Genomic DNA, 21,322 nt, shown 5'->3' on the forward strand with positions numbered 1-21,322 from the left:
ATCGAAATCGTATTACGAATTGGGGCACGGTAAATAAACGTCCTTGTTTTCTCTACATAAGCGGGTATTCTGGTTTCAGAACCTAGAAGAAGCCCGTTTTGAGAGAAAAAAAGACCAGAAAAGACACACGATCACCCAATAATAGCAACACGCTTGGCCAAAGAACGATCCAGCCCAAACCACTCTGGGGAATGCTGTTTTTGACACTCGGGATATTAATCTCGGTTGCCTTTTGGGACTATAAGCCTGGGCAAAGCCGCTGGATTACAACTGCGGCACTCGATCCCCACGGGCCAATCAATTTGGTCGGTAAATTCGGGGCAACCCTTTCATTTTGGTTTTCTTATCTACTGGGCTTCACTGCCTGGTTTGTGCCTGTGCTTTTATTTTGGCTCGCCTACGCCTTTGCGTTTCGATTGAGCCATTTGTTTGGCATGTGGAAGTATGTTTTTTTGGGCATCGCGCTGCTCAGCTTTGCTGGTCTTTTAAGCATGGCCGAAACCAGTATTCTTTCCCCTGCATTTTTACGAAAAATCCCCACGAACCTTTATCCAAATGGTTTAGGTGGCTCTGTAGGTTCTTTTTTATTTTCCGGCCTCTTGGTTAGTAATTTAGGAAAATTTGGCGGAACCCTTCTGCTATTAGTCACGTACTGTGTTGGCCTAGTCGGCACGTTTACGCGAGCAGAAACCCCGGCTAAAACGTTTGAAAACATTCAGCGTAATCTTAAAACCTGCGCGCTCCTTTCTGCCAATTTAACTTCTGGCTCAGGAAAGCGTTTATCACAGGTAATCAAAAATATTTTTAAACGAGATGAAACCCGAGTGGACGGTGTTGTAGAAAAATCTGAAACCGTTCGTCTCCCTAAGGTGAAATCTGCTAAAATCAAAGAGGTAGTACCTGTTGCAAAAGAACAGCAGTTCGCTGTAACTGCCCCCAAGGCCGATAAAGGCATCTCTAAAGAATCTGATAATGGTTTGAAAATTTATACCGAAGAGAAAATTGAAAAGGCAGCTGTCGAACTACCGGTTAAACGGGGTAATTATATTTTCCCAACTTTAGAGCTTCTTCAACAGCCGACCGTACAACAACACGCCCAAGAGGACCACCAGCAACGCGCGGACAATCTGGTAAAAACACTTGCTGAATTCGGGGTAGCAGTGATTCCTGCCGAAGTTCATACTGGACCGGTGATCACGCGATATGATGTGACACCTGCTCCTGGCGTGAGGGTTGAGAAAATTGCCAACTTAGAAAAAAATATCGCCCTTGGGCTAAAAGCATTATCAGTCCGTATTTTAGCACCCGTGCCAGGAAGGGGTTGCGTGGGAGTAGAAATCCCCAACCAATACCCCATGCCGGTTTGTTTGCGAGAGATCATTGAATCTACTGCATGGGCCAACACCAAAGCGGAAATTCCAGTTGTCTTGGGTAAAGAAGTAACGGGTAAACCGTTGGTGGCAGACTTAACTAAAATGCCTCACCTTTTGATTGCCGGTTCTACTGGTGCCGGTAAAACAGTCTGTATTAATGCCGTGGTCGCGTCTCTGCTCTATCACTCCAGCCCGGAAGATTTGCGGTTCATCATGGTTGATCCAAAGATCGTGGAAATGCAGTTATATAATTCGCTTCCCCATATGTTGATCCCAGTCGTCACGGAGCCTAAAAAGGTACCGGGGGCTCTTAAATGGCTGATTTCAGAAATGGAGCGGCGATACCAAATTTTTGCAAAAATGGGCGTGCGTAATATTGCCGGCTTTAACGCAAAGGTATTAAAGGACAAGCAAGAAGGGCAAAAGGCCGCCGCTCTAGAGGCTTCCCTCTCTCCTGAGGAGCGTGTTGCCGTAAACAACATCGAAGTCCCACGAGACGCTTCCATCGAAGTTCCTAAATCAAAGTTACCTTACATTGTTTGCATCATAGACGAATTGGCTGATTTGATGATGGTTGCTCCAGCTGATATTGAGACCTGTATCGCACGTTTGGCACAACTAGCTCGCGCAGCCGGTATTCACTTGATTTTAGCCACTCAGCGACCCTCGGTAAATGTAATCACGGGTGTCATTAAAGCCAACTTGCCTTGCCGAATTGCTTTCAAAGTAGCATCTAAGGTAGATAGCAGGACAATTCTAGACTGCGGTGGGGCAGATCAACTCATTGGTCGTGGTGATATGCTTTTCTTGCCTCCCGGTAGCGCGGATTTGGTAAGAGCTCAAGGTGCTTTTGTTTCAGATGAAGAAATTAATGCGATCATCGATTTCTTAAAACAAAACGGTCCTCCACAGATTGCAAAACATATTCAGCAGGAAATAGACTCCGGAGATGAAGGCGGAAGCTCAGATGCCAATGAATGGTCAGATGATCTTGTACCAGAAGCATTGGAAGTCATTCGCACCTCACAAAGAGCCTCGACTTCCATGCTACAAAGGCGTTTAAAGATAGGCTACAACCGCGCCGCGCGCATCATGGAAATTCTGGAAGATGCTGGATACGTAGGGCCCGAAAATGGAGCCCAGCCTCGAGAAATCTTGCGCGACTTGGCTCCGTATTGAGGATAAATCACTTGCAGCACTATCCCGTCTCTATCTAAGAATTTTTGACTGCTTTAGCAAACGCACCTGAAGGAGCCTCAATGACGAGAAATGCATTATAATGAAGTGTGCATAAGTTTTTTTGCGCTAAAGAATCCTACAGCCATTAGCGGATCTTTATAACCCTTGTGAAGTTATCTCACATCGCCAAATCGTAAATTTCGCCCAAAAAAGCTGTCTTTGGGGGAAATAAAGGAAAGAAGTATGCCAAAAATACCGACTGTGAATATCTAGGGAATAAGATCTGAAAAGCATGGGGAGTTTTTGGGGTATCTAAACATATCCACAAGACATGGGAATAACCCCCGAAGTTATTAACAAAGAAAATAATTCGCAAACAACTGTTATTCAATTGCTTAATAAGATTTTAGCGCAAATCCCGAAGCATAATAATAATAAGAAATTTATTTATTTAATATAGTTATATTAGGGTTTGTGAAAAAAAGACGGTCAATAACCCCAGAATTTCATATGATCAAATGTGTACCCAATCAAAATCCTCTAAGAATATCGCTAAAAATCTTAGCCATAAGCAGTTGCAAATGGCAGAAATGGTGCCCCCACCCAGAATCGAACTGGGATTAACGGTTTAGGAAACCGCGGTTCTGTCCATTAAACTATGGGGACCCAAAAAACTTCGTTTCTAAAAGGGTTAGAATAAGTGTCTTGTTAAAAAAGTCAAGAAAGGTTAATTTTTGTGTTGTCATTCTTTGAATAATGAATTTTAATCAATTCCTTCTATGAGTACAGAAAACGAAACAGAACAAAAACCGAAGCATTCTTTGAATCCTTTAGACTTTACGTGGGCTGACGTACAAAAGCTGCAACGCTTCGTAACGGGAACAGGCAAAATATTGCCACGCCGCATTACCCGTTTATCCGCCAAGCAACATCGCCATATTACGAAAACGATCAAACGCGCTCGTAATATGAAAGTGATGATGTAAGGCTGCTAAAAACCGTTTAATAACGGCTTGTTGCACGCGAATACAATTTTACAGGCTGCCCATTTTCTTAAAGAAGGGCAGCTTGTTTCGTTACCAACGGAAACTGTGTACGGGCTTGCGGCAAATGCCCTGGATACTGTTGCCGTACGAAAGATCTTTGAGGTTAAGGGTCGTCCCTTGATTGATCCTTTGATTATCCATGTGCGCGACTTAAAGCAAGCAGAAGCATTGGCTCATTTTACCACGGAAGCTTATAAAGTCGCAGAAGCATTTTGGCCTGGCCCATTAACAATTATCCTTAAGAAAAAGCCGGTTGTGCCAGATTTAGTAACGGCTGGATTGGATACGGTGGCAATCCGCATGCCGAAGCATCCGCTTTTTAGAGCGGTCCTAGAGAAAGCTGGCATTCCCCTAGCCTGCCCAAGCGCAAACCCGTTTGGTTACGTGAGCCCTACAAAGGCTGAACATGTTGAGAAGACTTTAGGAAAAAAAATTGCCATGGTGCTGGATGGCGGAGCCTGTGAAATTGGTCTAGAATCAACTATTTTGTATCTAGGACATAACGAGCAGCCGAAGATCATGCGCTCAGGGCCGATTAGCCGAGAAGATATTGAAAAGGTCTTAGAATGCGCGGTTGCGCAGTTGGAAGCTTCCGCCACTAAGAAAAGTAATGCAGATGAGGAGAGCCAAAATATCGCGCAATTAGCACCTGGTCTGCTGGAGAAGCATTATAGCCCACGGTGTTCAATTTACTTATTTGAGCAGGGCAGCGCGCCGAAAAGTTCAGCAATCGAGGCCATTGAGGGAAAGAAAATCGCTGTCGTTTATCAAAAAAGACCACAGGAGGACATAAAGCCGGTTTTTGAAAACGAAGAACGTTTTTGGTTAAGTGAGCATGGCGACCTTGAAGATGTTGCTCGCAATCTCTTTGACCTGATGCAGGTGCTTGATAATGGGCAATATTGTGCTATGTCTGTTGAAAGAGCCCCTGATAGTGGAATTGGTCGAGCTATTAATGACCGATTATCCCGTGCGGCAGCAAAATGAGCATAGCAGTTGAATTAAGTGATGTTTCAATCGTTCTTCCGGATGGTAAAAAAACCTTTTCAGAACTTTTAGCCTGGGCTTGTCGGAGACAATGGTACCCGCAACGGGAAAAATCGTTTATTTGCCCCAGAACTTCCTTTTAGCTAAAGAACAGACAACTTGTCTATGTCTGGGTATATCTGCGAAATTTGAGGCATTGAGGCGCATTTATAAGGGGTCTGAAGCTTTAACGGATTACGATATATTGGATGATGCCTGGAATATAGCGGAAAGAACCCAAAATCGTTTGGAAAGCTATCGGCATCACTCACGAACTGGAGATTAGGAATGGGCGCTTTTCAAGCCTCTAAAATCCGACTTTCTTTAATCGGCTAAACCAAAGTCTTTTCTTTATTCTTCTTTTTAGACAAAGCAGATTTTACTCGTGTGGCGAGTTTGGTAGCTTTATCTAAATTACTCTTTTTTTCAGGCAGTTCACCGTTGTTGTAATAATCGTAATACGTTTTGTCGTAATAATTACTGTAATAATAGTTGACGATATCCAGGCTGATTTGATTAATAACCGCTCCAAACACAGGCACGTTTGACTCTAATAGTCTAGAGAGATGAGCCTTGGCGGTTTTGCGTTTCACGGAATTGAATTTGACAACGAAAATAAGGCCGTCCGTATAAGGCAAAATATTCATGATATCACTGACGACCCCCAACGGTGGCGTGTCTATAATAATTTTTGAATATCTTGATTTAGCCTCTTCCAGTAATTGCTGAAAGCGAGGGCTTAAGAAAATTTGAGTTGGGTTTGTTGCTTTCCCACCAGCGGTGATAACATCAAAATTAGAATACACATTTTTGTTAACAATATCGTCTAAAGTCGCCCCTTCTTCGCAATATTGAAGAATACCCTTTTTCTTATCGAGCTGGAGTGAACTTCCAATACTCGGCATGCGCAAGTCTGCATCAATAATCAATACCTTTTCATCATTGGCGGCAAAAGTTAACCCAAGGTTGGTCGTAAAGAAAGACTTGCCTTCACTCGGGAGAGTACTGGTAACGGTAATGACTCTAGCGGGTTTGCTGGCTTTATTAAGCCGTAAAAGAGAATCAATGGCTCTAAATGACTCCAGGACGGTTTTTTCTGTACCCTTAACGACCGTTTTTGCCTTTTCTTGTGTATTTAAGTTGGCCATGCGGGGAATGACGCCAAGTAACGGAAGGCCAACAACGGATTCTATATCAAAAGCAGTTTTGATGCGGTCATCAAAAAATGCTATTGCAAACACGGCTCCTAATCCACTAGCTATACCGCCCATAAGCCCAAGCGCAAGTATAATTACTTTTTTGGGTTTGGCTGGGTGCCCGGGGGCAACCGCAAAATCGATGATGCGCGCACTTGGCTTTTTTAAATCTATTTGTGCCATTTCGGTATTAAGCCGTAGCACCATGGACTGATAAAGCCCTTGATTCACTTCGAAATCTCGCGAAAGTGTGCTGTACTCTACTTTTATTTTACTCAGATTAATAATGCCTTTTTCCTTTTGAGCCAATCGTTTTTCGGATTGTATTAAAAAGTCTCTTGCGTGGTCATAATTAGCATAAACCTTGTTAATGGAGGAATCTAACGCGGACTTTAATTCTATTTCTGTTTGCTCTTTTGCGCGAGTCGCTTCGATCATTTTAGGGTGTTTTGCGCCGTATCTTTTCTCTAAGGAGCTGATTTCAATATTTTTTGTAGCAAGATCTGATAGAAGCTGCTCTACTTGAGGGATAGAATTGATGAAAGAAAGATCCCATAGCTTACCCCCAGACTTTATATATTGGTCAACGAGGTTTTTTCTGGACTGAGCGATATCGAAGTCCCTACGAGCATCGGTAACCGTTTTATTAATCTCAGTGAGCTCTTGGTGGTCGATATCGGCTTGCTGTTCCAGGGAAACAGTACCGTACTTTTCACGGTATTCTGCCATTTGGGTTTCAATGTTCTCGACAACTTTTTGTTGCTCTTTCGCACGCTCTTTCAAGTCGAAGATTGCCTTCATTGAGCCATCTATGTTGAGCGTCATATTGTAATTAATATATTCTTCCGCGAACATGTTAGCAACTTTTGCCGCAATTTCAGGATCAGGGTGATTATAGGCCAGCATAATCATTAAGCTGGATCGCTCTGGTACGATTTTTCTGTTATGAAACAGAATCTCTGCAATCGCCTCCTTTGATTTGTTAGAGACGCTATAAGGCGCTAAGAACACATCCGTCAAATTTTCTTTTTGAAGACGATCAGCAACTGCTTTTGCTAAGGTAGAACTCTCAAGAACCTTAATTTGGGTATTTAAGTCCTCACTCGTACGAACTTCATTAGATTCTACGCTACGGACGCCCAAAACCGTTGTGTCATCTCTTAAAATTTGAAGCATAGCCTCTGCTTCATAAATTGGGGTCGCCTTTATCAAATAAATAATACTGCCTAAAAATATAATCGCAAAAACAAACACTAAGAGCCATACGCGCTCCCTGAGAATGAGGAGGTAATCTTTGATGTTTCTTTGGTTGTTTTCTTCGTAAGCACCTGAACCGTAACCGTAAGAGTAACTACCATAGCCGTTGTAATATCCGCCGTAGCTCTTCTGGTCTTCTGGTTCGTTTTTGTTGGAATGATTATCTTTCATGAAAATAGGGTAAGAACTGTTTATCGTTTATTTTAGAAGATACTTTCGGGGACAAAAATGGTGTCTCCATTTTTTAAGTAGATATCTTCTGAATCAGGCTTTTTCAAAATGGACATGAAATCAACTTTCACCACCTCAATTTTGCCATCAGTATTTAATCGTCTGATTTGTACCGCATGGCTATCGGCTCGTAAATTTAGGCCTTCCGCGCCGCTGATTGCTTTTGTGAGGGTAAGGTTTTCTTCAGGCGGAATTAATACATTTCCTGGTTTGTTGACTTGCCCCAATACTTGTACCTTGCGCTCTGCATACTCAATAATTTGAATTTGTACTTGGGGGTCAATGTAGTAACCGTCAAGATAAAGATCTGTAATGATTTTTTCAGTTTCATAAAGTGTTTTACCACCTACAGCTACTTTTCTGATGTGAGGGAGCGAGACTGTCCCGTCCGCAGCTACGCGAACTTCTTTAGGAAATTCAGGTTCTTCCCCAATCTCAACCCTTAGCAAATCCATCGGCATGAGCTTGTATATTTGTTTCAGGCTCTTTTCTTTTTCAATGCCGGCACTGGTTAGCTGAGAAACCTGCATCTTCTTTATAGCACTGTTGTTATTTCTGAATGTGCTGTCTGAGAATGCTGAATGTAGGGATAGAAAAAGGGATATAACGATCAGGAGTTTTTTGTTCATCAGTTCTTGAAATATAACAAAAAAAATGAGGGAAACAACTCTTTAATTTCCCTCATCAAAGTTTTTATTTAAGCTTCTTAATAGCGCAATGATGCAGTGACGTTAACAATGTTATTAACATAACTATTTGCACTGATATTAGAATCATTGTACTGGTAGGTATACCCAGCACCTAAACGTACATATTTATTATAATCATAGCCTACGCCTATGTTACCGTTGTACGTATTGTCTTTTCTATTAGAAAATTGGTAATTGGCGCGATTGTAACTAAACCCAGCCAGAGCAGATATTATTTCGGTAAACTGGTATTTACCATTAACATTTCCACCGAAGTTGTTGATAGACTGACCGGTAGAACCCACGCTATAGTCTCGATTGACGCCACCATCAACGGTTATTTTTTCTGTAGCCTTGTAGGTTAGTTTGGAAATAAGCGCAAAACCTATTGTGTTTCTTGCATTTCTGGCGGTTGTGCTTCGGCCGTAAATGTGACGATGCTGAACACCCACGTTGACTTCGCCCATAAGCTTGGGAGCCAGTTCTCCACGAGCCGCAAAATTGACGAAATGGTCTACTCGATCTCTGCCGCCAGCTCTCATGTCTGTGTACCGGAAGCGATACGCAGGGCCAAATTCGAGCTTAGGTGAATACTTATACCAGAAAACTACCGGGATAGTATAAATTTGATAGTTTACAAGACCGGGCTGCCCTGAACGAAAATAGGTATCATGAAACTCAAATCCACCGCCGACTGCCGTTTTGGTAGATATACGATATTCTTCCTGAATTTTTGCTTCCCATACGGCACGAGATACGAGTGCGCCACGGAAATTAATTGCCGGGGTTGGTTGGTCGGTTTGGTAAAACGTGAAAAAGAAACGAGAGCTCAATCTGCTTTTGTCATAATTGGCAAAGACAATGACGTTGGCATTCTGGGTGTCTAATTTTGTCCTTGTGGCATAAAAATAAAAGTCTTCTCTAAAAAAGGCTTTTACTTTGAGTTCCGCATTCTCGCTGGTCATCAATTCCACACCGGGAGACAAAATGGAAATAAAGTCGTCTTTTCTGTTGGTATTGTCCGCAAAAACATTAGAAACGTAACGTCCGGTTGCACTTCCGTTGAACAGGAGGTACACTTTGTCATTAATATTAACAAGTGGACTTGTAGCAAAACCCGAGGTTACAACCGTAGTTGCAAAAAGGGCTTGTAGGATCAGTTGGTTGATTTTTCTCTTCATGATTGTGAAAATTATCAATAGGTCTTGGGTAACAAATCCTAACCATATGAGGATGTGGTAAAAAAAACAAGAAAAATAATGCTTTTTTAATTTTTATACTATAGATGTGTTTTGTTAACAATTATGCTAGTACGGTTTATGCCTCTTTTCCAATGACACGGTCCCGTAAATGACTCTTTTGTCATCCACGGTATCAATGGTGATTTCCATTCCGTGGAGGTGTAGCTTTTCGTTTTTTTCAGGAATGCGGCCTAATTCAGTAGTAATAAGGCCACTAAACGTAGAAACAGCGTTATTATCGATTGATATGCCTAAAAAGTGCTCTATTTCGTGAATTGTAGTTAACCCAGCCACTTGGTAGCGATTGCGCGCCAAGGGTTTAATATGCATTTCCTCTTCGGTATCAAATTCATCGTGAATGGCACCTACGATTTCTTCCAAAATTCTCTCTAATGTTATTAGCCCAACCGTTCCGCCAAATTCGTCAATGACAATTGCCATATGAATTTTGAGATGCAGCATGCGCTCTAGTGCTTGTTCCACGGGTGTTTTTTCAGGTACGCGTAGAAGTTTCCGTTGTATTTCTCTAAGATCGAGGGATTCATACTTTTGATCGTAATGAAACAGGTCTTTAATATGAATAATGCCGATACAATGATCCAGGTCGCCATTACATAGCGGAAAGCGGGTGTGTCCGCTTTCTTTAGCAACTTTAATGTTTTCACCAATATCGTCTTCCAGGTCTAGATACTGAATTTGATTTCTTGGTAAGAGGACATCAGAGACATCTAACCCTCTGATTCGGAGTGCGTTGAGTGCTATCCTTTTGGTTTGTTTCGAGAAAATGCCTTTTTTCCCTTTAAACTCTTCGGCAAGATAAGCGAGTCGTAGTTTTTTAGCAATCAGGTTACGGTAATTGCTTTCTTTATTTATATTTCGTTGAAATTTCTTTACGAGGGCACGTGAGGGCGCAAATAGCTTTCCTACAACGATAAGGGGCAAAGAAAATTCCGTTAAAATGGATTCGTTGTGCTTATATATCCATTTAGACAGGGAGAATTCGGTCACAAGATACAATACAAGGCTTATCAGTAAAGAACTGAGAACAAATAACAGGAAGACATCTTGTATGCTGGCCAGCTGTTTTGTGTAAAAGAAAAAAAGATATCCCCCAAGACAGGTGAGGCTTAATGATAATAAAATTTTAAGACTCAGGATGAGGTGATCTACATTGTGGATTAGCCGATTTAGCTTGGGCGAAAGGCTAATTCTTTGAAGCTCTTCGTCGTCAATTGTATTGTAGATCGTGAGTAAGAGGGACTTGCGTAAAACGATAATGAGGATGTTGAATATCGTCCAGGTAAGTATGATAAGGAAAGCAAAAAAGATTTGGAGCATAGGAGAATCGTCCATCTGCGGTACGATTTATCGTGTTTTACAACATTAACGCGCTTTCATCCACACTAAAATACATAAAAGCTTGCAAACAACTCCTTTTTTTTCAATATATCCTTAAGCATGATCGGGCTCTTAGCTCAGCGGTTAGAGCAGAGGACTCATAATCCTTTGGTCGCTGGTTCGAATCCAGCAGGGCCCACCATTTTGGAAAACCTGCCCTACCCTGTTTTTCTTTTTTCCTATACGCTTTCTTCTACGAGTTGTTTAATGGCTACTTAACTTTTGCTTTTATGAATGTGTGTTTAGCTTATTGGGTACATGATTTGGATCCCTTCATTGTCCGCTTCCCAGAGGGGTGGTGGCTGGATGGCATCCGTTGGTATGGAATTGCTTACTTACTGGGTTTTTTTGCAGCAGTAGGATTGCTTCGTCTTTATTATAAATACGGAAGATCGCCTTTCAACCCGGACCAACAAGGCGTTTTGATGACCGGCTTGATTCTCGGGGTTTTAATCGGGGGGCGTTTGGGCTACATGTTGTTCTACGATTTTCAGAATTTTATTCATCAGCCGTGGACGCTTTTTTATATCTGGCAAGGCGGTATGGCCAGCCACGGTGGCTTCATGGGTGTTTTTATTGCTATCCTGTGGTTTGCAAAATCGACAAAAACATCTCCGTTTTTAGTAGGGGATATTGTTGTCACGTTAGCCCCCCCGGGGATCCTGTTCGGTCGTTTAGCAAATTTTATTAATGGAGAAATTTGGGGAACGGTTACGGATGTTTCTTGGGCCGTTATTTTTCCCCGCAGTGCCGCTTGGGCGAATATGCCAGTGGAAATGATAGCTCCCCGGCATCCAGTGTCGTTGTATGCTGCTTTTCTCGAGGGACTTGTTCTATTGCTGTACACGCAGCTTCGTTTTTGGAAAAAAAGGCCGTTGCCGGTTGGCTGTATTGCAGGGGAGTTTTTAGCGGCCTATGCCGTTTTGCGCATCGTGGATGAGTTTTTCCGCGAACCCGATGCATCCCTCTTATTGGGGATGAGCCGCGGACAGTTTTATTCCTTGTTTTTACTGATTGCGGGAGTGGGTATTGTTATCTATTCCCGTTTAAAAAGAAAATCAGCGATATAACAGAACGGGTATATGGCATGCGCGAATTAGGTCCATGGAATGGCTGCCCACGAAAAAATCTCTTATGCGGCTATGGCCATGAGCCCCTAAGACTAAAAGACTAATGCCTTCTTTTTGAGCATAACTCGGAACAACGTCTTCAATTTTACCGTCCAAAATTTTATGTATAGGCTGAACGCCGGCATCATGAGCGACAGCGACAGCTTGATGGATGAGCACATTTGCCTTATCCCTAACAACGCTATCATCTAATACCGTTACAATATGCATTTCTAAATCTTTAAAAAACGGATGTGAGACAAGGTGCTCAACGGCCTTAGCGCAAGTAAAGCTGCCGTCATAGGAAATCAATATTTTTTTCGGTTCGATAAATTTTGAAGCGGTTAATAAACAGGGTTTTTTGGTAATACGGATTAGTTTCTCCATTGTTCCCCCTAAGTGACCTGCTGCAAGGTTTGCATTTTCACCTCTTTTTCCCAGAACAACATACTCCGCATCGTGCTCGATGGATTGTATCACGTCTACTATGTGGCCTGTTTTGTGAATAAATTCCCATTTGCCCTGGAACCCCTTCTCTCTAAGAAGTTCGCCAACTCTATTTTTTATCGACTCGCTTTTAAGGGCTTCCATTTCTTGGTATTGCGAAAAGAAAGCTTGGTAAGATTCTGAAGCAATCCCGGTTCTGGTAAGGGGGATCATGGAAAGTTCAAACTGTTCGCTGCTGGAAACGTATAGGCAGTCTATGTCTTTGCGACAATGATTAGCTAACCAACAAGCATATTCAAGTGAAACTTCCGAGTAATGAGAGCCATCGGTGCAAAATAGAATTTTGTTCATGTATGTAGGGGTAAAATCTGATTATGCGATAACTGTGCCGTCCGGAACAATACCATTTTTTGTAACAATGAGAACGCCATCGCGTACGTAAACAGCACCCTCTTCGTAATGATCGGGCTTTCCTTTTGGAGAAAGGACGACATTATTTCCGATGCGCGCGTTTTTATCTATAATTGCGTTTGAAATACGACAATTTTCTCCAATGCCGACTTCAGGGATTCTGCCGTTTTTTGAAATTGGTTTTTCGTCGAGCGTTTTTAAGTCATCTCCGCCCATCATGTATACATTTTCAAGGACAGACCCATCGCGGATGATCGAGCGCACGCTAATCACGCAACGGTTTAATGTCGCTTTTGATATAATGCAGCCTTCCGCTATAATGGAATGGTTTATGTGGGCGTTATTAATCTTCGATGCCGGGAGATATCGCGCATGCGTGTAAATCACATTATCAGAGTCGTAGAAATTAAATTTAGGCAGCGTATCCGTTAGCATCAAATTAGCATTGAAGAAGGCATCAATTGTTCCGATATCCTCCCAGTAACCCTCAAAAATGTAACTGACCATTTTTGATTTTCCGATCATGCTGGGAATGATCTCTTTACCAAAGTCTGCTAAATCCGATTCAAGCGCTTTTTTTAGCGTGGAAGCGTTAAAGACGTAAATCCCCATCGATGCCAGGCAGTATTCTCCTTGTCCTAAAGTAGATGGGGAAGACAGACTTTGCTTGATATGATCGTTGATGACAAGGTCATCCGTTTGTTGTTTGCTTTGTGGTTTTTCAATAAACTCAGAAATCGAAAAATCGTTTCTTATCTTCATAATCCCAAACGAGTGAGCTTGCTCTTTCGGAACCAACGTAGTGGAAATGGTTACTTCGGCTTCAGACTGGCGGTGCTTTTCTACGATTGATCTTAAATCCATGCGGTACAATTGATCACCGGATAAAATGACAAACAAATCGTCATCATTAGCCCGAAAGTGCTTCATGTTTTGGCGTACGGCATCCGCGGTGCCTTGATACCAGTTAGAGCTCATTTCCGTTTGCTCTGCCGATAAAATGTCAACAAAGCCTCCGCCAAAGGGATCAAATTTATAAGAATCTTGAACATGCCTGTGCATAGATGCGGTATTGAACTGGCTCAACAAATAAATGCGATTGTAGCCGGAGTTAAGGCAATTACTGATGGAAATATCCACAAGCCGATACTTCCCTGCTAACGGTACCGCCGGTTTGCATCGGAGTTTCGTTAAGGGGTAAAGCCGCGAGCCACGCCCACCGCCCATAATAACGCATATGATCTTATTTCTCATGGTTGTCTATTTGAAGGTAACAAAATTATGTTTGATTATAAAACGAATTCAAGCAAGTATGCCATAGAAAATATTTGATTTCATGTGCGGTATTATTGGCTATATTGGAGATAAAGACGCAGCCCCTGTTGTCGTTGATGGGTTAAAACGTTTAGAATACCGGGGTTATGACTCCGCAGGGCTTGCCGTGATTAATGGTGGTGATAAAATCAAATTGATCAAGCGCAAAGGGCGAGTGGCTGTCGTTGCAAAAGAAGTTGCCGAAAAACATTTGTCTGGCCATATCGGTTTAGGCCATACGCGTTGGGCGACCCATGGTAAAGTGGATGATTTAAACGCACACCCGCATTTAAGTTCGGATGGGCTTTTCGCGCTTGTTCACAACGGGGTTATCGAGAACTATCACAGCATAAAAGAGTTTTTATTGGGAAAGGGCTATACGTTTAAGTCCGAGACGGACTCCGAAGTCCTCGTTAATTTAATTGCCTACCATTATCATAAAGAACCCAAAGATAATGGCCGAAATAGGTTTATGGAGAGTGTTCGTAAAAGCTTGGCGCATATAGAAGGAACTTATGGGATTGCGGTCATATGCGAAGAGCACCCCAATGAAATGGTCGGAGCGCGTAAGGGATCTCCTTTAGTTCTCGGCATTGGCCACGATGAAAATTTGATTGCCAGTGATGTGGCGGCCTTTGTTCGTTTAACTAAAAATGTTATTTATTTAAATGACGGCGAAGTTGCCCATCTCACTAAAAATAAATTTACCATTTCTACGATCGGAGATGAACGCGTAGAAGCGATTATTCACCAAGTAGACTGGAAAATCGAAGATTCTAGTTTGGGTAAGTATAAGCACTTCATGGAAAAGGAGATCTTCGAGCAGCCAACTGCCTTAGAAAATGCAATGCGGGGGCGCTTTTCTGATGACAACAGTACGGCTCACTTCGGCGGTTTAAACACATCGCCTGCTGAACTCCGTCAAATCGATCGTATTCTCTTTTGTGCTTGTGGAACCGCTTGGCACGCTTGTTTAGTTGCGGAATATTTGATTGAAAAATTTGCCCGTATTCCGGTGGAAGTAGAGTATGCCTCTGAGTTTCGCTATAGGAATTCCCCTATGGAAAAAAATACTTTGGTATTCGTTGTCAGCCAATCTGGCGAAACCATAGATACGTTGGCCGCTTTGAGGGAGTCACGCCGAAGGGGATACCGAACACTCGCCATTTCAAATGTGGTAGGGTCAACTATTGCTCGGGAGTCAGACGGCGGTATCTACCAACATGCCGGTCCTGAAATCGGTGTTGCTTCGACAAAAGCGTTTACCTCGCAATTGCTCATAGTTGCTATGCTCGCTCTTTATTTTGGCCGCATGCGAGATATGGGGTACGAGGCTGGCATACAATATGTTGAAGCCTTAAAACAAGTTCCCAAATTGGTAGAGCAGGTCTTAGCACAAAAAGACCACATTCATGCGATTGCAAAAAAATATGCCGGAATGAACGACAGTCTTTTTCTTGGTAGGCAATTAATGTTTCCCATTGCTTTAGAGGGCGCCCTTAAATTAAAAGAAATATCTTATATTCATGCGGAGGGCTATCCGGCTGCAGAGCTCAAGCACGGACCCATTGCCTTAATATGCCCAGAATGCCCAAGTGTTTTTTTAGCCCCTCAAAGCGAGGTATTCCAGAAGACTCTGTCGAATATCCAGGAAGTAAAAGCCCGTAAAGGCAAAATCATAGCCATAGCCTCAGAGGGGAGTAATTTTCCTAAGGACTTAGTAGACGACCTCATCCTCGTCCCCCAAGCCCATGAAGCTATACAGCCCATTTTAGCCAGTATTCCCGTGCAACTCCTTTCATATTATATAGCTCTAGAAAGAGGATGCGATGTCGATAAGCCTAGAAATTTGGCGAAATCAGTGACGGTGGAGTGAGGTTTTTTAATTACAAATTCTCTGAATAGCTTCCACAACCTTGGTACAAAAGCTTAATCAGCTTATGAAGCTTACTTCCGTGATATAAATCAATTAGCTTTGATTTGAGGTTTGGTTTGGCGAATTTGTACTGAAAAGGTTTTTCGCTTGTTGATTTTTTGTTTAAGACAACTTCAAAAGAAATAGGTGCTCCAAATCTTTTACCGCGCAGGTATTGTCCATTAAAATAATTTATTAGCTCATGATTTTCAGTCCACCCGAATTCATTGAATTTTTTTAGCCACCAAGCTTTGGGGTGCACTGTTTGGTGTAGATTAATGCCGTTTTTCATGTCATCGCATGTCGTGACTGAAAGAATTAAAAGAGCATGGTCAGACGTGTGATCGCTAATGTTTCGAAATAAACCACAGAGGTCTTCTTCTTTAATATGCTCTAGTACTTCAAATGATGTAATGATGTCAAACTTTTTGATTTCATCGTCATTCTGTATCCGAAATTTTTTAGTGATATCTGCAGTGAAAAGACATTTGTCTTTCAATCTTGCCCATTCTGCTCGGTTTCGTTTCTTTGAAAAATCACTCCCCTCAATACCGACGGCATTAAATCCAAAGTCATACATGTCAGAGATATAACCACCTCCAGCACAACCGAGATCTAGTATAGATGAAAAATCATTTTCTTTCATCAGAAATACAAGCTTCTGCTGGAAACGTAACTGTCTTGTTGAATCTCGTCTTGTTCCCCAAGGCACTATATGATCTGGCGAATCCCAAGCAACTTCGTGTTCTGTAATGATTTTCATAGCAACAATTTTCTTAACTCACGATTTATCATACTTTACGGCTTTCGATATGCAATAAAAAATCGCCCCATAAGTGCCTGAGGCGATTTTTCTAAAGATAGAGTTGTTAAGCCTAAGAAATCTCCTAACAAACCTTCTCTGGTGAGCCATTTAATGCTTCTTTAAGCGGAGTGTAAGGCAAATTAAATGCTTCTGCGACTGCTTTATGGGTGATTCGGCCAAAGGCAATATTCACGCCTTTACTGAGTTCTGGATCTTCCTTTAGGAGCGGAATACCACCATTGGCAATTTTGCTGATATATGACAATGTCACATTTGTCAGCGCAATCGTTGAGGTTATTGGCACAGAGCCCGGCATGTTGGTCACGCAGTAATGAATGACTCCTTCTTCGATAAATACTGGCTTATCGTGCGAAGTCGGGCGTGAGGTTTCGAGCGATCCGCCTTGGTCGATACAGACATCTATAATGACACTGCCTTTTTTCATCGTACGCAACATCTCGCGTGTAATCAATTTAGGTGCTTTTGCTCCTGGGATCAGTACGCCGCTCACGACCAAATCCGCGTTTTGGATAAGTTCCCGAATGTTGTGTGGGTTTGATGCCATGGTGATCACATTGGCTGGCATAATGTCACTTAGGTAACGCAGGCGCTCCATCGAAATATCAAGTAAGTAAACTTTTGCACCTAGGCCAGCTGCCATTTTCGCGGCGTTTACACCGACAGCGCCCGCTCCTAGCACAACAACTGTGCCGGGCTCGACTCCAGGAATTCCGCCCAAAAGGAGTCCCCTGCCCTTATTTTCTTTGTGGAGATAAAGTGCTCCGCTTTGTACGGCAAGGCGACCGGCTACTTCACTCATCGGAGTCAATATTGGCAAGCTGCCATTGGCTTTTTCAATGGTTTCATACGCAATTGCAATGCTGTTGCTGTTCTGTATACCACGGGTCAACTCCTCTGAAGAAGCGAAGTGGAAGAAGGTGAAAACAAGCTGACCATCTCTTATTTGAGCATATTCCTCGGGTAGTGGTTCTTTAACTTTTACGATCATCTCAGCCCGGGCAAAAATTTCTTCAGCCGTTTTTGTGATTTCAGCCCCGGCTTTCTGATACGCATTATCGGAGAAGCCACTTGCTTCGCCTGCGGATTTTTCTATTAAAATGTGGTGTCCTTGCTCAACCAGCTTTTCTACGCCGGCAGGCACTAAAGCAACTCTATTTTCCAGGGTCTTTATCTCTTTTGGTACTCCGATGATCATACGTTTTTTAATGTTAGTTTGTTCGTACAAAAAAAACAGGCGTACACCTGTTTAAGTATTTAAATATTTATTCTCGAATGTTACCCAAAGTAAAGCGAAAAACGGGGCATCACGTACTTTCATAAGTAGAGGTAATGACCCAGTTTAGATAACCCGATGAGACTTTATCGACCTCAATAACAATCCACTCAGGAGTATCGTAAGGATGGAGCGATTTTACAAATGCCTCTACCTCAGTAGCTTTCTCGGTGGGGAATTTAAGCATAATGCGATATTCTTCTGCTGAATTAACTTTTCCTTCCCATCTAAAAATAGAGGTAATTGGGCCGTCTATTTGTACGCAAGCCACCAGGTTTTGATCAATTAGCTGCCGCGCAATAGCCTCGGCATCCTCTTTTCTCTCGGTTGTTGTAAGGGCTATGCATAAGGTTGACACGGCAACAGGTAGTCGGCTTGATTTTGTCATAAAGATTCCCTTAATTTTAAGCTTGTTTCGGGTGTCCAATCGATTGTATAATATCCAGTTACAATTAAATCAACAGAGGAATTGGTTTTGAGAAAAGATTATTTAGAACAAGCAAGTAAAATTATTAAAGATCCACGCGTGCTTATCAACGTGGTATCACGCCGCGTCAAGCAATTGAAATTTGGAATGAGGCCTTTGGTGGAGTCACTCGAAAAGCTTGATCCAGAAGATATTGCATTGCGAGAAATTATCGAGGGCAAGCTTTCCTACGAATTCTGGAAGGCACCTGCGCAATAAGGGTAGTCTCCAGGGGTGGCCAAAGAAAAAAAAAGTAAAGGCGCTTTTCAAGAGCTTCGTAATAAAAAAGCCTTCCATAATTATATTATTGAAGACAAGTACGAAGCGGGCATCGTCCTTACGGGCACAGAGGTAAAATCTATTCGTGCGGGTAAGGCTCAGATCACAGAAGCTTTTGTGCGCGTGGAAAATGGGGACGCTATCCTTTACCACGCGCATATTGATGAATACAAGTTCGGAAACGTGAATAATCACAATCCCTTAAGGCCACGCAAGCTTTTACTCCACAAAGCGCAAATCAATAAGCTGCAGTCTGCTATAGATGCCGGGGGCTGTACAGTTGTCCCCTTAAGGCTCTATTTCAAAGGGGCTTTGGTAAAAGTCGAAATCGCTGTTGGCAAGGGTAAGAAACTTCATGATAAACGCGATTCTATAAAGAAAAAAGAGGCTTCGCGTGAAGCCGAACGCGCAATGAAGTTTCGTAGAAAATAGGATTATTTTGATGCTCCACATCATCCTTTATCAACCACAGATACCTCAAAATACAGGCAATATCGGCAGGTTGTGTGCTATTACAAACGCACGGCTTCACCTCATCCACCCGCTCGGATTTAGTATCTCTGATCGCCATCTCAAGCGTAGTGGTATGGATTATTGGTATGATCTGGACCTCTATGAACACGAAAACTGGGAAGCTTTTTTAAAGAGTTCGTCTCGCCCGGAGCGTATCTGGCTTTTCACGACAAAGTCCGAACGTTCTTTTTGGGATGCTTCGTTTCGGGATAATGATGGCCTTTTGTTTGGCAACGAAGGTTCTGGAGCCCCAGAGGCAGTGCACACTTGTTCGAATATCCATGCGCGCATAAAAATCCCGCACATGAATGCTTCTTTGCGCTCCCTTAATCTCTCCACCAGCGCCGGTATAGCGACATACGAAGCCCTACGCCAGATTCAACTTCCAGCGTAACTCACTTTTGTGTTCCTGTAATTTTGTGTTGCTGTGCTAGTTTTGCGAAACTGCGTGTTTCTTTTCGTTTAATTTTTCCAGATAAAGCCGTGTCTTTTCCATATTATCTTTTCTTTCATCCCTTAACTCCAAGGCTTTTTTCAACCGGCTGTCTATGCGGTCCGCCTTTTTGTTTTTCTTAACTTCATCTGTGAATGCCAATTGATGTCTCTTTTCAATTTGTTTGATCGAGCTCAAGGCGCTCAAACGTGCATTTTCCTGTAGATACTGTTCTTTATTGGAAAGTTGTTTTGATGTAGACGTGTTTGTCTTGTTATAACGGTCTATCAACCCAACATATCGATTATACTCTTGGTCGTTTAGCTTTGATTGAGCATTACTAGCTGGCTTCAGTGTTGTGGCATCTGCGTATAATGTTACCAATCCCACGCCCGAAAATGAACATGCCAATATATACACAAGTACAAATGGCATTCTTCTTATTAACGCGCTCATACCTAAATGTACCCCCATTTTGGCATGAAATCAAATTAGAGTGTAAAATATCTCTAATTATTGACAGTGTACTTGGTTATTGCTTTAAAAATGATTAAAGTTTATGAAAAACGTCGATATAGGATCGGGGTGTCAGGGATATGTTAAATACGCCTCCGCCGGCTTTATTTTTAATGAATTCAATGCTTGCGGTGGCCACCACAATCGCTTTCCCGGAATACAATAGGTAGATTTTCCTGGGGCTCCCTTCTGTAATAAATATGGAGTTACGTTCGTACTCGATGGAAAGTTCGGGTTGCGTCTGCTTTTTGCCAGCAGCATACAGGACGTTTACTGTGGTATTAAGGGTTATTTTGTAGCCTTTTACAGACGTTTCCAAATCCAGCACCGCTTCTACAGGCTTATAGTTGCCTTTTGTATCAGGTGAGAACGTAATATCATGTTGCGTGCCGTTTGCTAATTTAACGCTGATATCTATCGATCCTGGCTTCACGTTTTCCAGACCGCGAACTTTTCTGGATATAAAATTAAATGTAAAAAGGTACTTCTCTCCTTTGGGCTGTGTTGCCTCAACAATGGGTGAAGGGGGAGTAGTCGGTGTTTTTGCGGAAACACTGTTAGATGAGTCTGTCGCAGAGGTGAGTGGAACGAACAGTCCACATAGCACGCTGCTAAACATCAAAACATTCCAGCATTTTTGGTAAATTCTCTGCATAGGGATGTTTCAAATATGCATTCGGTTTATTAAAAAAGCAAAATCAATCGCCTCTATTTTTTAACGCATAGATTAACTTTACTCTTCAATTACCCAGGTATAGCGGTCGCTTTCCGTCTTTATAAATTGGCCGGTACTCAAATTGCCGTCATCGATATCAGCATCAATTTCTTTCATTTGTGCGTCATCTCGATTGGGTGTCTTAACACTAAGGCCGGCTGTTACTCCAAAGGCGCCGTTTTCCCAATCCCATGTTCCGTCGATTGCACATTTGTCCGAGAAATTAAATCCTTTTGGCAGATAGTTGGCCATGCCTGCCGGTGTTTGTCCTCGGCTCACATCAGCAGGATGCTCTCCATTTTCAAGCGCGTAAATTTGGAATGCATTACTGACCAAGCGCAAATCATTCATGAAGCGCTTGTTTTGGGACGTTTCGCGCAGTTTCTTGAAGGTCGGAATTGCAATGGAGGCCATAACGCCTATAATCACAACAACCAACATTATCTCTAGCAAGGTAAACCCCCTTCTA

Annotated in this window: 21 protein-coding genes and 2 tRNA genes; 10 read left to right on the forward strand and 13 right to left on the reverse strand. The window is 42.5% G+C overall.

Annotation, left to right across the window (positions count from 1 at the left end; translation table 11 throughout):
• The first annotated feature begins 98 nt into the window (after nucleotides 1–98).
• Nucleotides 99–2,552 (forward strand): hypothetical protein, encoded by a 2,454-nt coding sequence (locus AUJ82_02660; GenBank protein ID OIO60340.1) that lies wholly within the window; start codon nucleotides 99–101, stop codon nucleotides 2,550–2,552.
• Between the two features lie 591 nt (nucleotides 2,553–3,143).
• On the opposite strand, the gene AUJ82_02665 is transcribed toward AUJ82_02660, so the two are convergent.
• Nucleotides 3,144–3,218, reverse strand: a tRNA-Arg gene (locus tag AUJ82_02665).
• Between the two features lie 113 nt (nucleotides 3,219–3,331).
• Between AUJ82_02665 and AUJ82_02670 the strand changes: the two genes are divergently transcribed.
• The 3 genes from AUJ82_02670 (at nucleotide 3,332) to AUJ82_02680 (ending at nucleotide 4,910) form a co-directional block, all read left to right on the forward strand.
• Complete coding sequence (locus AUJ82_02670) at nucleotides 3,332–3,538, forward strand: 30S ribosomal protein S18 (protein OIO60341.1); 207 nt, start codon at nucleotides 3,332–3,334, stop codon at nucleotides 3,536–3,538.
• Nucleotides 3,539–3,565: 27 nt separating this feature from the next.
• Nucleotides 3,566–4,585 (forward strand): threonylcarbamoyl-AMP synthase, encoded by a 1,020-nt coding sequence (locus AUJ82_02675; protein OIO60342.1) that lies wholly within the window; start codon nucleotides 3,566–3,568, stop codon nucleotides 4,583–4,585.
• Nucleotides 4,586–4,676: 91 nt separating this feature from the next.
• On the forward strand, nucleotides 4,677–4,910 hold the full coding sequence (locus AUJ82_02680) for a hypothetical protein (protein ID OIO60343.1): 234 nt from the start codon (nucleotides 4,677–4,679) through the stop codon (nucleotides 4,908–4,910).
• Between the two features lie 46 nt (nucleotides 4,911–4,956).
• On the opposite strand, the gene AUJ82_02685 is transcribed toward AUJ82_02680, so the two are convergent.
• The 4 genes from AUJ82_02685 to AUJ82_02700 all read right to left on the reverse strand — a co-directional run bounded on the left by AUJ82_02685 (nucleotide 4,957) and on the right by AUJ82_02700 (nucleotide 10,591).
• On the reverse strand, nucleotides 4,957–7,248 hold the full coding sequence (locus tag AUJ82_02685) for a hypothetical protein (GenBank protein ID OIO60344.1): 2,292 nt from the start codon (nucleotides 7,246–7,248) through the stop codon (nucleotides 4,957–4,959).
• Between the two features lie 32 nt (nucleotides 7,249–7,280).
• Nucleotides 7,281–7,937: a hypothetical protein gene (locus AUJ82_02690; GenBank protein OIO60345.1), complete on the reverse strand. Its 657-nt coding sequence runs from the start codon at nucleotides 7,935–7,937 to the stop codon at nucleotides 7,281–7,283.
• A gap of 77 nt (nucleotides 7,938–8,014) precedes the next feature.
• Nucleotides 8,015–9,178 (reverse strand): hypothetical protein, encoded by a 1,164-nt coding sequence (locus tag AUJ82_02695; GenBank protein ID OIO60346.1) that lies wholly within the window; start codon nucleotides 9,176–9,178, stop codon nucleotides 8,015–8,017.
• A 126-nt stretch (nucleotides 9,179–9,304) separates the two neighbouring features.
• Entirely contained in the window at nucleotides 9,305–10,591 is a 1,287-nt protein-coding gene (locus AUJ82_02700) for a hypothetical protein (GenBank protein OIO60347.1), read from the reverse strand.
• Between the two features lie 111 nt (nucleotides 10,592–10,702).
• Here AUJ82_02700 and AUJ82_02705 point away from each other — a divergent pair.
• Nucleotides 10,703–10,778: transfer RNA gene (locus AUJ82_02705), tRNA-Met, on the forward strand.
• Between the two features lie 121 nt (nucleotides 10,779–10,899).
• Complete coding sequence (locus AUJ82_02710) at nucleotides 10,900–11,706, forward strand: prolipoprotein diacylglyceryl transferase (protein OIO60474.1); 807 nt, start codon at nucleotides 10,900–10,902, stop codon at nucleotides 11,704–11,706.
• On the opposite strand, the gene AUJ82_02715 is transcribed toward AUJ82_02710, so the two are convergent.
• Both AUJ82_02715 and AUJ82_02720 read right to left on the reverse strand, forming a co-directional pair.
• Nucleotides 11,695–12,543, reverse strand: coding sequence for a hypothetical protein (locus AUJ82_02715; protein OIO60348.1), 849 nt, complete (start codon nucleotides 12,541–12,543; stop codon nucleotides 11,695–11,697). The two genes, AUJ82_02710 and AUJ82_02715, sit on opposite strands and share 12 nt — an antisense overlap.
• Nucleotides 12,544–12,564: 21 nt before the next feature.
• Entirely contained in the window at nucleotides 12,565–13,830 is a 1,266-nt protein-coding gene (locus AUJ82_02720) for a glucose-1-phosphate adenylyltransferase (protein OIO60475.1), read from the reverse strand.
• Between the two features lie 109 nt (nucleotides 13,831–13,939).
• On the opposite strand from AUJ82_02720, the gene AUJ82_02725 reads away from it, so the two are divergent.
• Nucleotides 13,940–15,793, forward strand: coding sequence for a glutamine--fructose-6-phosphate aminotransferase (locus tag AUJ82_02725; GenBank protein ID OIO60349.1), 1,854 nt, complete (start codon nucleotides 13,940–13,942; stop codon nucleotides 15,791–15,793).
• 10 nt (nucleotides 15,794–15,803) lie between these two features.
• Here the strand turns inward: AUJ82_02725 and AUJ82_02730 are convergent, their stop codons facing one another.
• The 3 genes from AUJ82_02730 to AUJ82_02740 all read right to left on the reverse strand — a co-directional run bounded on the left by AUJ82_02730 (nucleotide 15,804) and on the right by AUJ82_02740 (nucleotide 18,319).
• Complete coding sequence (locus tag AUJ82_02730; protein ID OIO60350.1) at nucleotides 15,804–16,595, reverse strand: hypothetical protein; 792 nt, start codon at nucleotides 16,593–16,595, stop codon at nucleotides 15,804–15,806.
• A 124-nt stretch (nucleotides 16,596–16,719) separates the two neighbouring features.
• Nucleotides 16,720–17,853: an alanine dehydrogenase gene (locus tag AUJ82_02735; protein ID OIO60351.1), complete on the reverse strand. Its 1,134-nt coding sequence runs from the start codon at nucleotides 17,851–17,853 to the stop codon at nucleotides 16,720–16,722.
• A 109-nt stretch (nucleotides 17,854–17,962) separates the two neighbouring features.
• The gene (locus tag AUJ82_02740; protein ID OIO60352.1) at nucleotides 17,963–18,319 is read right to left on the reverse strand and encodes a hypothetical protein; all 357 of its coding nucleotides are present in this window, start codon (nucleotides 18,317–18,319) and stop codon (nucleotides 17,963–17,965) included.
• An 87-nt stretch (nucleotides 18,320–18,406) separates the two neighbouring features.
• Here AUJ82_02740 and AUJ82_02745 point away from each other — a divergent pair, with 87 nt between their 5' ends.
• Genes AUJ82_02745 through AUJ82_02755 form a run of 3 tightly spaced genes read left to right on the forward strand, consistent with a single transcriptional unit; the run spans nucleotide 18,407 to nucleotide 19,583 of the window.
• Nucleotides 18,407–18,616 (forward strand): DNA-directed RNA polymerase subunit omega, encoded by a 210-nt coding sequence (locus tag AUJ82_02745; protein OIO60476.1) that lies wholly within the window; start codon nucleotides 18,407–18,409, stop codon nucleotides 18,614–18,616.
• A gap of 15 nt (nucleotides 18,617–18,631) precedes the next feature.
• Nucleotides 18,632–19,108, forward strand: coding sequence for an SsrA-binding protein (locus AUJ82_02750; GenBank protein ID OIO60353.1), 477 nt, complete (start codon nucleotides 18,632–18,634; stop codon nucleotides 19,106–19,108).
• Between the two features lie 7 nt (nucleotides 19,109–19,115).
• Nucleotides 19,116–19,583 carry a tRNA (uridine(34)/cytosine(34)/5-carboxymethylaminomethyluridine(34)-2'-O)-methyltransferase TrmL gene (locus AUJ82_02755; GenBank protein ID OIO60354.1) on the forward strand — a complete coding sequence of 156 codons (468 nt, stop codon included), beginning with the start codon at nucleotides 19,116–19,118 and terminating at the stop codon, nucleotides 19,581–19,583.
• Between the two features lie 36 nt (nucleotides 19,584–19,619).
• Here the strand turns inward: AUJ82_02755 and AUJ82_02760 are convergent, their stop codons facing one another.
• The 3 genes from AUJ82_02760 to AUJ82_02770 form a co-directional block, all read right to left on the reverse strand.
• A complete protein-coding gene (locus AUJ82_02760; protein ID OIO60355.1) occupies nucleotides 19,620–20,057 on the reverse strand; it encodes a hypothetical protein in 438 nt (145 codons plus the stop codon).
• 115 nt (nucleotides 20,058–20,172) lie between these two features.
• A complete protein-coding gene (locus AUJ82_02765) occupies nucleotides 20,173–20,793 on the reverse strand; it encodes a hypothetical protein (GenBank protein OIO60356.1) in 621 nt (206 codons plus the stop codon).
• Nucleotides 20,794–20,871: 78 nt separating this feature from the next.
• Nucleotides 20,872–21,294 (reverse strand): hypothetical protein, encoded by a 423-nt coding sequence (locus AUJ82_02770; GenBank protein ID OIO60357.1) that lies wholly within the window; start codon nucleotides 21,292–21,294, stop codon nucleotides 20,872–20,874.
• Between the last annotated feature and the right edge of the window lie 28 nt (nucleotides 21,295–21,322).

This window comes from Verrucomicrobia bacterium CG1_02_43_26 (assembly GCA_001872735.1).
Taxonomy (GTDB): domain Bacteria; phylum Verrucomicrobiota; class Verrucomicrobiia; order Opitutales; family CG1-02-43-26; genus CG1-02-43-26.